Source organism: Marinobacter sp. UBA2498, from assembly GCF_002341575.1.
Taxonomy (GTDB): domain Bacteria; phylum Pseudomonadota; class Gammaproteobacteria; order Pseudomonadales; family Oleiphilaceae; genus Marinobacter; species Marinobacter manganoxydans.
The window spans coordinates 21703-30428 of sequence record NZ_DDOI01000039.1 but is presented as its reverse complement, the minus strand read 5'-3'; the positions used below and the strand labels follow the sequence as shown (position 1 = coordinate 30428).

General features: G+C 57.4%; 10 protein-coding genes. 6 read left to right on the top strand and 4 right to left on the bottom strand.

All coding sequences use genetic code 11. The annotated features are described in order from the left end of the window. The 6 genes from B2W52_RS04340 to B2W52_RS04315 all read left to right on the top strand — a co-directional run. Positions 1 to 920 (top strand): SLC5/6 family protein (locus B2W52_RS04340; protein ID WP_286801538.1); only part of this gene is annotated, 920 nt, incomplete at its 5' end. A gap of 4 nt (positions 921 to 924) precedes the next feature. After that, on the top strand, positions 925 to 1875 hold the full coding sequence (locus tag B2W52_RS04335; RefSeq protein WP_273018451.1) for a metallophosphoesterase family protein: 951 nt from the start codon (positions 925 to 927) through the stop codon (positions 1873 to 1875). Between the two features lie 148 nt (positions 1876 to 2023). Then, positions 2024 to 2539, top strand: a complete 516-nt coding sequence (gene ectA / locus B2W52_RS04330) for a diaminobutyrate acetyltransferase (protein ID WP_008176886.1) — start codon at positions 2024 to 2026, stop codon at positions 2537 to 2539. Positions 2540 to 2746: 207 nt separating this feature from the next. Next, positions 2747 to 4015, top strand: coding sequence for a diaminobutyrate--2-oxoglutarate transaminase (gene ectB, locus B2W52_RS04325; protein WP_008176887.1), 1269 nt, complete (start codon positions 2747 to 2749; stop codon positions 4013 to 4015). Positions 4016 to 4065: 50 nt separating this feature from the next. Further along, complete coding sequence (locus tag B2W52_RS04320) at positions 4066 to 5508, top strand: aspartate kinase (protein WP_039882177.1); 1443 nt, start codon at positions 4066 to 4068, stop codon at positions 5506 to 5508. 138 nt (positions 5509 to 5646) lie between these two features. Beyond that, positions 5647 to 6645: a sigma-70 family RNA polymerase sigma factor gene (locus tag B2W52_RS04315; RefSeq protein WP_286801532.1), complete on the top strand. Its 999-nt coding sequence runs from the start codon at positions 5647 to 5649 to the stop codon at positions 6643 to 6645. Positions 6646 to 6678: 33 nt separating this feature from the next. On the opposite strand, the gene B2W52_RS04310 is transcribed toward B2W52_RS04315, so the two are convergent. The 4 genes from B2W52_RS04310 to B2W52_RS04295 form a co-directional block, all read right to left on the bottom strand. After that, positions 6679 to 7137, bottom strand: a complete 459-nt coding sequence (locus B2W52_RS04310; RefSeq protein ID WP_008176894.1) for a DUF3429 domain-containing protein — start codon at positions 7135 to 7137, stop codon at positions 6679 to 6681. After that, a complete protein-coding gene (locus tag B2W52_RS04305) occupies positions 7134 to 7439 on the bottom strand; it encodes a DUF6482 family protein (RefSeq protein WP_008176895.1) in 306 nt (101 codons plus the stop codon). The genes B2W52_RS04310 and B2W52_RS04305 overlap by 4 nt, the downstream gene beginning before the upstream one ends. 57 nt (positions 7440 to 7496) lie before the next feature. Continuing rightward, entirely contained in the window at positions 7497 to 8078 is a 582-nt protein-coding gene (locus B2W52_RS04300; RefSeq protein ID WP_092033085.1) for a DNA-3-methyladenine glycosylase I, read from the bottom strand. 33 nt (positions 8079 to 8111) lie between these two features. Continuing rightward, a partial coding sequence (locus B2W52_RS04295) for a 4'-phosphopantetheinyl transferase family protein (protein WP_286801526.1) occupies positions 8112 to 8726 on the bottom strand: 615 nt, incomplete at its 5' end.

Below are 8726 nucleotides of genomic sequence, written 5' to 3'. Positions count from 1 at the left end.
CGGTGTTTACTCTGGCCTACAGTTTGAAAGGCGGGCTGCGGTCGTCGATCTTCACCGATGTGATTCAGGCGTTCGTGTTTGTGTTCTTTGTGGGGGCGGTGCTGTTCCTCATTATTCCCGCCAACGATACCAGCGCCCTGCTGACCAATGGCGAGTTCCGGCTCAATGCCGGCTTTGATCTCTTGCTGGTGGCTCTGCTGCAGCTGTTCAGCTATCCGTTCCACGATCCGGTACTGACCGACCGGGGCTTTGTGAATAAGGAAAAGACCATGCTCAAAAGCTTTGTGGTGGCCGGGCTGCTGGGTTTTGTGGCGGTGTTTATCTTCAGTCTGGTGGGTGTCCACGCTCGGCTTAACGGTATCGAGGTCATGGGCAATGCGCCGGCTGCGGTGGGGCAGTCCCTGGGGCTGGCGGCGTTGTTCTTTATGAGTGTGGTGATGATGACCTCGGCGGGGTCCACCCTGGATTCCACCTTTACTTCCCTGGCCAAGTCGTTGGCGGTGGATTTGCCCCGACTCGCAAAGCGTGCATCTGACAAGCTGCCGAGCATGCGGGTGGGGGCTGTGGTGATGATTATCTTCGCCTTCGCGGGCAACCTGCCCATGTTTGCCGGTACCGATATCCTCAAGGCCACCACTATCTCCGGAACGATGGTCATGGGGCTGGCGCCGGTGTTCCTTTTCTACGGTTTCACCAGGTGGTCGCCCTGGAGTTTCCATCTGAGTTTCTGGACCGGTCTGGGCCTTGGCGTGTTGCTGGCGGTTGGGCTGATTCCGGCAAGCTGGGCCATTGGCGATGGCAAGTACGCCATGTTGCTGGGCGTGAACGCCTACGGCTTCCTGATCTGCACGGCTGGCTTCTTTACCCCTTTATTGCTCCGTCGTCTTGCCGGACGGTCACTGGCGGCTGGGGAGGCCTGAGTCGATGAGCGAAGGCCGCAGCTGTCCGTTGGCGTACCGCTATTCTGCCGAGGATCTGTGTCAGGAGCCTCGCACGGTCTCCGAGGATGTGCTCTATATTATCGGCGGGCTGTATGGCAATCCCTGGGCCCTTGATGAAATTGAGCAGATGGCGCTGGCGGAGGAGCGACAGGGGCATCGGGTGAAGCTGGTGTTCAATGGCGACTTCAACTGGTTCAACGCCAGCGATAGCCTGTTCCGAACCATCAACAACCGGGTGTTGGATCACACGGTCAGTCTGGGGAACGTGGATTTCGAGCTGGCGAATCCCAGTGCCGGTGCCGGATGCGGTTGCGCCTACCCGGATTTTGTCGATCAGGGCGTAGTGGAGCGGTCGAACCTTATCATGGAGCGGCTTCAGGGGATTGCCGGGGAACATCCGGATATCCAGCGTCGCTTGTCCTTGCTGCCGCGGTATCGATGCCTGATCTTTGGAGGCCTAAAGGTTTTGGTGGTGCACGGGGATCTGGAGTCCCTGGCCGGATGGGGGTTGGCTCACGAAGCTTTTGTCGAGGGTAACGATGGCAAGCTCTCGCAATGGTTCCTGGCATCGGGGGCCGATGTCATTGCCTCAACCCACACGTGCCTGCCGGTGCTCTGGTCGGGGTTGGTGGGTGAGCAGAGTCGGGTGGTGGTGAACAATGGCTCCGCAGGCATGGGGAATCTGCAATCAGACCCGCGTGGGCTGATCACCCGGATTGGTCTGTCCAGCCCCGTCATTGAGCCTGTTGCCGGAATTGAGCGGCATGGGCTGCATGTCTCTCTGCTGCCGGTGTCCTTCCCCCTTGAGGCCTGGTTGCCGGAGTTTGACCGGTTATGGCCGGCCGGCTCGCCCGCCGCCATCTCCTATCGGAACCGGATTCTGACTGGCACCTCACTGAGTGCCGATGATGTGGTTTTCCCTTCCATAATTTAACCATTCTGTTACTGGCGGATGGACCAAAGCAGTCTATTCTGAAATAGATGGCTGAGCCCCGCCGTATGCGGCCTTTCGGCCTGACTTGAAATATATTTTGTGGTCTATATAATTCAACACTAACTTTTTGCCACGAATTGATCTCGTTATGACATCAGAAGGATCGAATACCACCGCCATCACGCTTCGCACACCGGTGAAAGATGATGGCTTCAGGCTCCACCAGCTGGTGGCAGAGTGCCCGCCGCTGGACCCCAACTCGATTTACTGCAACCTGTTGCAGTGCAGCCACTTTGCCGAAACCGGCGTGGCCGCGGAGAAGGACGGCGATCTGGTCGGCTTTATCTCCGGATACATCCCTCCCCAACAGCCCGAAACCATGTTTGTCTGGCAGGTGGCCGTGCATGAGAAAGGTCGTGGACAGGGCCTGGCCAAGCGGATGCTGAAAGAAATCGTTGGCCGTGATGCGTGCAAGAACGTCACCCATATGGAGACAACCATCACCGAGGACAACGAGGCCTCATGGGCGCTGTTCCGTTCATTCGCCCGTGATATGGGAGCCGAGCTCACCTACCACGAGCATTTCGAGAAAGAGACCCACTTTGGCGGCAAGCACGATTCCGAATTCTTGCTGCGCATAGGGCCTTTCACGAAGCCAGCCTGAGGGCCGCGGTCCTGGATCAGCCCTGCAACAAGATTGCGGCGCTGTGAACGACTGTAAAGCTGTGATTTGAATTAGCCGGCGGACCACTGAGGTAGGTCTGTCACAGGGCTTTAATCAACGCACGGTAGGCCTATCGCTACCCCATCAGCAGTTTTTGATAAGCCACCGCGCATCTACCTCGAACCTGACATGCTAAGAGGCAAGACGATGGAAATTTTCAAGTCGACTGAATCCGAAGTACGTGTATACAGCCGTGCGTTTCCGGTTATCTTCAACCGTGCCAAGAACGCGCACCTGTACACTGAAGATGGCAAGGAATACCTGGATTTTCTCGCCGGCGCCGGGTCCCTGAACTACGGCCACAACAACGACACCCTGAAGAAGGCTTTGCTTGAGTACATCGAGGCAGACGGCGTGAGCCAGGGCCTTGATATGTTTACCACGGCCAAGCACGACTTCATGGAATCCTACAAGAAGCACATCCTGGATCCCCGTGGTCTGGACTACAAAATGCAGTTCACCGGTCCCACCGGCACCAACTGTGTGGAAGCGGCCCTGAAGCTGGCCCGTAAGGTGAAAGGCCGCAGCGGCATTATTTCCTTTACCAACGGTTTCCACGGCGTGACCATGGGCGCGGTTGCCACTACGGGTAACAAGCATCACCGCGGCGGTGTTGGCACGCCCCTGGGCAATGTCGACTTCATGTTCTATGACGGCTACCTGGGCGACGATGTCGATACCCTGGCGATCATGGATAAACTGCTGAGCGATGGTTCCTCCGGTTTTGAACTGCCAGCGGCGGTAATCGTCGAAGCGGTTCAGGGCGAAGGCGGTCTGAACGCCTGTCGCGCGGAATGGCTGAAAGGTCTGTCGGAGCTGTGCAAGAAGCACGATATTCTGCTGATCCTGGATGATATCCAGGCGGGCAATGGCCGCACCGGCGAGTTCTTCAGCTTTGAATTTGCCGGTATCAAGCCGGACATCGTAACGGTTTCCAAGTCCCTCAGCGGCTATGGCCTGCCGATGGCCCTGGTACTGTTCAAGCCGGAGCTGGACGTGTGGGATCCGGGCGAGCACAACGGTACCTTCCGCGGCAACAACATGGCGTTTATCACTGCCCGCGCTGCTGTCGAGAACTACTGGAAAGACGATGCCTTTGCCAATGAGGTGAAGGCCAAGACCAAGGTGCTGGGCGATGCCCTTCAGTCGATTTGCGACAAGTACCCCGGTCAGTTCAAAATGAAGGGGCGCGGTTTGATGCGTGGTATTGAAGCAAAACACGCAGACATCACAGGCCCGATCACCAAACGTGCCTTCGAGCACGGCCTGATCATCGAGACCAGTGGTCCGAATGATGAAGTCATCAAGTGCCTGATGCCGCTTACAACCAGCGAGGAAGACCTCAAGAAAGGGGCTGCTCTGCTGGCAAAAAGTGTGGACGAAATCATGCAGGAAGGGCTCAGCGAGGCGTCGTAAGACGCCTGCACCTCCGGACATTCATGCTGCAGGATAGCAAAGGCAAGATTATGACCAGCCAACTACATACCGTTGAGAAAATCGGCGGCACCTCGATGAGTAACTACGAGGCCGTTCGTGACAACATCATTATCGGTAATCGCAAGAAGGACAATCTGTACCAGCGCATTTTCGTGGTCTCTGCCTATGGCGGCGTGACCAATGAACTGCTGGAACACAAGAAGACCGGTGAGCCAGGCGTCTATGCCCTGTTTGCGGATGCAGAGTCTGACTGGGCCTGGGGTGACGATCTCACCAAGCTGGTCAAGTTCCTGACCGACATCAACGGCGAGCTGTTCGAAGACCCGATGCTGAAGCAGCAGGCGGATCAGTTTATCACCGACCGGATTGAAGGTGTTCGGGGCTGCCTCATCGACCTGCAGCGCCTGTGCTCCTATGGCCAGTTCCAGCTGGAAGAACATCTGCTGACGGTGCGTGAAATGCTGGCCGGTATTGGTGAGGCCCACAGTGCCTTCAATACCGCCCTGAAGCTCCAGCAGGAAGGCATCAATGCCCGCTTTGTGGATTTGACCGGCTGGCGCGATAACGAGTTGCTGCCGCTGGACGAAAAGCTCAAGCAGGCCTTCGATGCGGTGGACCTCACCCGTGAGCTGCCGATCGTGACCGGTTATGCCCAGTGCAAGGAAGGTCTGATGCGTACCTTCGACCGGGGTTACAGCGAGATGACCTTCAGCCGGGTAGCAGTAATCACCGAGGCCCGGGAGGCGATTATCCACAAGGAATACCACCTGAGCTCTGCCGACCCCAACATTGTTGGCGCAGACAAGGTGGTGCCACTGGGCCGGACCAACTATGACGTGGCCGACCAGCTGGCCAATCTGGGCATGGAAGCGATCCATCCCCGTGCCGGTAAAGGCATGCGCCAGAACGAGATTCCGCTGCGTGTGATGAACACCTTTGAGCCGGAGCACACCGGTACGCTGATCACCGGCGATTACGTCAGTGAGAAGCCTCAGGTGGAGATCATCGCGGGCGCCAAAGGCGTTTTTGCCGTGGAAGTGTTCGATCAGGACATGCAGGGCGAGCCGGGCTCCGATCGCCGTATTCTGGATGTATTGAGCCGTTTCAAGGTTCGGTTCATGTCCAAGGACACCAACGCCAACACCATTACCCACTATGTGGGCAGCACGCTGAAACACGTCAAGCGGGTGGTCAAAGCGCTGAAGGAAGAGTTCCCCAATGCCGAAATCAACACCCGGAAGGTGGCGGTTGTTTCGGCCATCGGCAGCGATATGAAGGTTCCGGGTATTCTGGCCCGTTCCGTGAAGGCGCTGGCCGATGAGGAAATCAGTATTCTTGCGCTGCACCAGTGCATGCGTCAGGTGGACATCCAGTTTGTGGTGGATGAGGACGACTATGAGAAAGCCATCGTTGCTCTGCATGGCGTTCTGATCGAGCCTCACAACCATGAGTATGCGATCGTCGCAGCCTGAGTTTCTGTAACTTCCCCGCACGATACCCACAGCCGACCGTCCGTGTCGCCTGTGGGTTTTTACTGACCCTGCCCCGGTAAATCCATCAGCTACAGCACGTCGTATTCTTTGGTGTAAATTCTGACCGGTACCTAAGCCATGCGAACGACCGAAAGGCTGGGACCGTCTCCGACAACGCCCAACGATGGTGAAAGGGATTCCCTGGTCGGGCTGTACTTCAGGGATGCGTCCCGGTATGAACTGCTGACAGATGAGGCCGAACGCCGCCTCTCCCGCAAACTGACACTGTGCTACCGAATTATCAGTACCGAACTGGCCCTGCCGGAGGAGACTCCGCAGACGTTCCGGGAAGTGATTGGTAGCCTCGGAGACGCCTGTGCGTTTTCATCTCGATGTCGCCGGGCCTTTCATCTGGCGACGGCTTGTCGTCGCAAGCTGATACAGAGCAATCTGCGTCTGGCGGTGCATATTGCCCGCCGTTACGGGCAGCACGGCATCCCTATGTCTGACCTCATCCAGGACGCCAACGTCGGTCTGGTCAAGGCGGTAGAGCGTTTTGATCCCACCAAGGGCTTCCGATTCTCGACTTATGCCTACTGGTGGATAAGCGAGGAAGTCAAACGCTGCCTGCAGCGGGGGACGCGGCTGGTGCACACACCGGAAAATGTGGTGGATGAAATTCGACAGCTGCACAAGGTGTCGCTGCGAATGCATCAGAGCCTTGGGCGGACGCCTTCCCAATCGGAGCTTGCCCGCGAAATGGAGGCAAACCCGTCGAGGATCGGCGAGTTAAGGGCGCTGGCGACCCGGGAGATATCAACCGATGTTCCCCTTGTTGAGGACGGGTCCGTCACCCTCGGAGACAGCCTGGACGCCGGCGACCAGATGGCGCCGGATCACCCGATGTCGGACAGGGACCGGCAGCGCACCCTGAAGTCGATGCTCAGCGAGCTGAATGATCGTGAGAAAGACATTCTGTCGCGTCGTTATGGTCTGGGACTGCCGGAACCGGAAACGCTGCAGGTGATTTCCGACGATCTTGGCATCAGCAGAGAGCGGGTGCGCCAGATCGAGAAAACCGCCCTGAAGAAGCTGCAGAGTCGTTACGAATCCCCCGAAGATGCGTTTGGAGCCTGATTTACGTCAGGCTCCCGCATTCCCCTTCAGAATTCAGTGAGCAGTGTGCAGCAGGAGAAACCAGGCTGCCGCTGTAAGCTGACAGACCAGGACGACTGAGGTGAGGACGAGTCTCAGGCGAAGATACCAGGCTGGCCAATAGACCTTCATCCAGCGGGCGTCCACCAGATAGAGGGCGAGATAGGCACTGGTATACAACACAATCTGGCCACTGACAGGCAGAAGTAGCCCTATCCCTGCGGCCACAAAGAAGACCTGGCTGAGTAGCATAGTCATCAGTGGAGACAACGGGTAGCAGCAGTTGTCCAGCTGCATGGCAATGGGCCAATAGACGCCAGCCATAAACGCCAGAATGCCTGCGCTGTACAGATAGAAGTAGCCGAGAAGCGCCACACTGTATTGCGGCATGAAAAACAGCCCCGCCAGGAGGCCGATAAACGGGATCAACCCCGCGATGCCAACAAGGATGGCTAGTCTCGCTACAGCAATCACGGTTTCTGCCTCTGCACCCGGATTCGCATCGGTTCAACGTCGGTCGGTTCCATTCCCACCATTTCGTGGTAAGCGGAGGGGTGGACCACCTGGGTCTCCCGAATGTCGAACGACGCCAGGGTGTCCTGGATCTGCCAGGCACCCCGGAAAAGGCTGGTGGTTCCGTTCTTTTCCGAGAGGAGCAGGGTCTGGTTGTCCATACTCAGGCGGGCCATGTAGTGCTGGCCCTCAAGCGAGAGGATCTCAAGCAGGTCGATAACCGGACTCTGCAGGCTTCTGAGTTGGTCAAGAGTGATTCGCACAGTAAAGCTCCGCGGTTTCAAACACTCCAGAACTTACGACCCCCCAGCCTATTGAGATCATTGGCTTAGTAAATAGCATTCCCGGTGTTGTGGGCACTGAACCAGATGATCATTCACCATGCCGGTCGCCTGCATGAAGGCGTACACAATGGTTGGGCCGACAAAGGTGAAACCGGACCGCTTCAGAGCTTTCGACATGGCCTCGGATTCTGCGGTTGTGGTCGGCACTTCGGAGAAGGCGCGCCAATGGTTCTGGATTGGTTTATCGCCAACAAACGACCAGAGAAAATCACTGAAACCGATACCTTGTTCCTGCAGATCCAGATAGCCCCGGGCATTCTTGATGATCGATCTGACTTTTAGCCGGTTGCGGATGATGCCCGGGTCGGACAGCAGTTCCTCGACCTTTGCCTCATCGTAACGGACGATCTTTTCCGGATTGAAGTCGTCGTAAGCGGCTCGGTAATTGTGCTGTTTTCGCAAGATGGTGATCCAGCTCAGGCCGGCCTGTTGGCCGTCCAGGCAGAGTTTTTCGAAAAGGGCGAGATCGTCGTACTCCGGGCGGCCCCAGACGGTGTCGTGATAGTGCACGTAAAGCGGATTATTTCCACACCAGGGGCAGCGTTCAGCGGTCTCCATACAATAGCCTGTGTTATTTATGTCTGGTTCGGGTTACGGGCTTTTTCGACGAATCGTGCGTTGGAACAGTGGCTCCCAGTAGGCCTCCATCGGCTCGGCATCCACCAGGGCGAAGTCCCGTGGCGGCGGCTCAAGTAGGGTGATTTCCGGCCATAGGGGCCGGCTTCCACGGTACACCACGGTCAACAGATAGCCTTCAATATAGCAACAGGCCGCCTGCCAGTCCTGCTCGGGCTGGTCGCCGTAGATCTCGAAATTCTTCCGCACCTCAAGCGTTTGCAGGTTGCCGGCAATGCCCCTGCCCGTGGCTTTCAGCCATGCTTCCTTCAGGGTCCAGACCTTGAGGAAGGTGTTGGAGTCGTCTTCGCGGAACAGCCACTCCTGCTCGACGGGGGAGAACCAGCGTTTTACTACTTTCTGCCATTGAGCATGGCGCTGGCAGGGTTCAAGATCCAGTCCAATGGGGGAGCCTGATAGAGTGGCGCAGGCAGACAGGCCCTGGCTGTGGCTGAGGGACAGTCGCCAGCCCTCGGGCGTGCCGGACGCATTAGGGCGCCCGGATACCGGGCAGCAGAGGTCCGGTGCCACCTGCGCTGACTTGCCGATGGCCTGACGAATCAGCCAGCGGCTGGAAAGGTATTCTCGTTC

Excerpts from the sequence above, each read along its gene's own strand:
- B2W52_RS04335 (WP_273018451.1), top strand. The coding sequence starts at position 925 with ATGAGCGAAGGCCGCAGCTGTCCGTTGGCGTACCGCTATTCTGCCGAG.
- ectA (WP_008176886.1), top strand. The coding sequence starts at position 2,024 with ATGACATCAGAAGGATCGAATACCACCGCCATCACGCTTCGCACACCG.
- ectB (WP_008176887.1), top strand. The coding sequence starts at position 2,747 with ATGGAAATTTTCAAGTCGACTGAATCCGAAGTACGTGTATACAGCCGT.
- B2W52_RS04320 (WP_039882177.1), top strand. The coding sequence starts at position 4,066 with ATGACCAGCCAACTACATACCGTTGAGAAAATCGGCGGCACCTCGATG.
- B2W52_RS04315 (WP_286801532.1), top strand. The coding sequence starts at position 5,647 with ATGCGAACGACCGAAAGGCTGGGACCGTCTCCGACAACGCCCAACGAT.
- B2W52_RS04300 (WP_092033085.1), bottom strand. The coding sequence starts at position 8,078 with ATGGAGACCGCTGAACGCTGCCCCTGGTGTGGAAATAATCCGCTTTAC.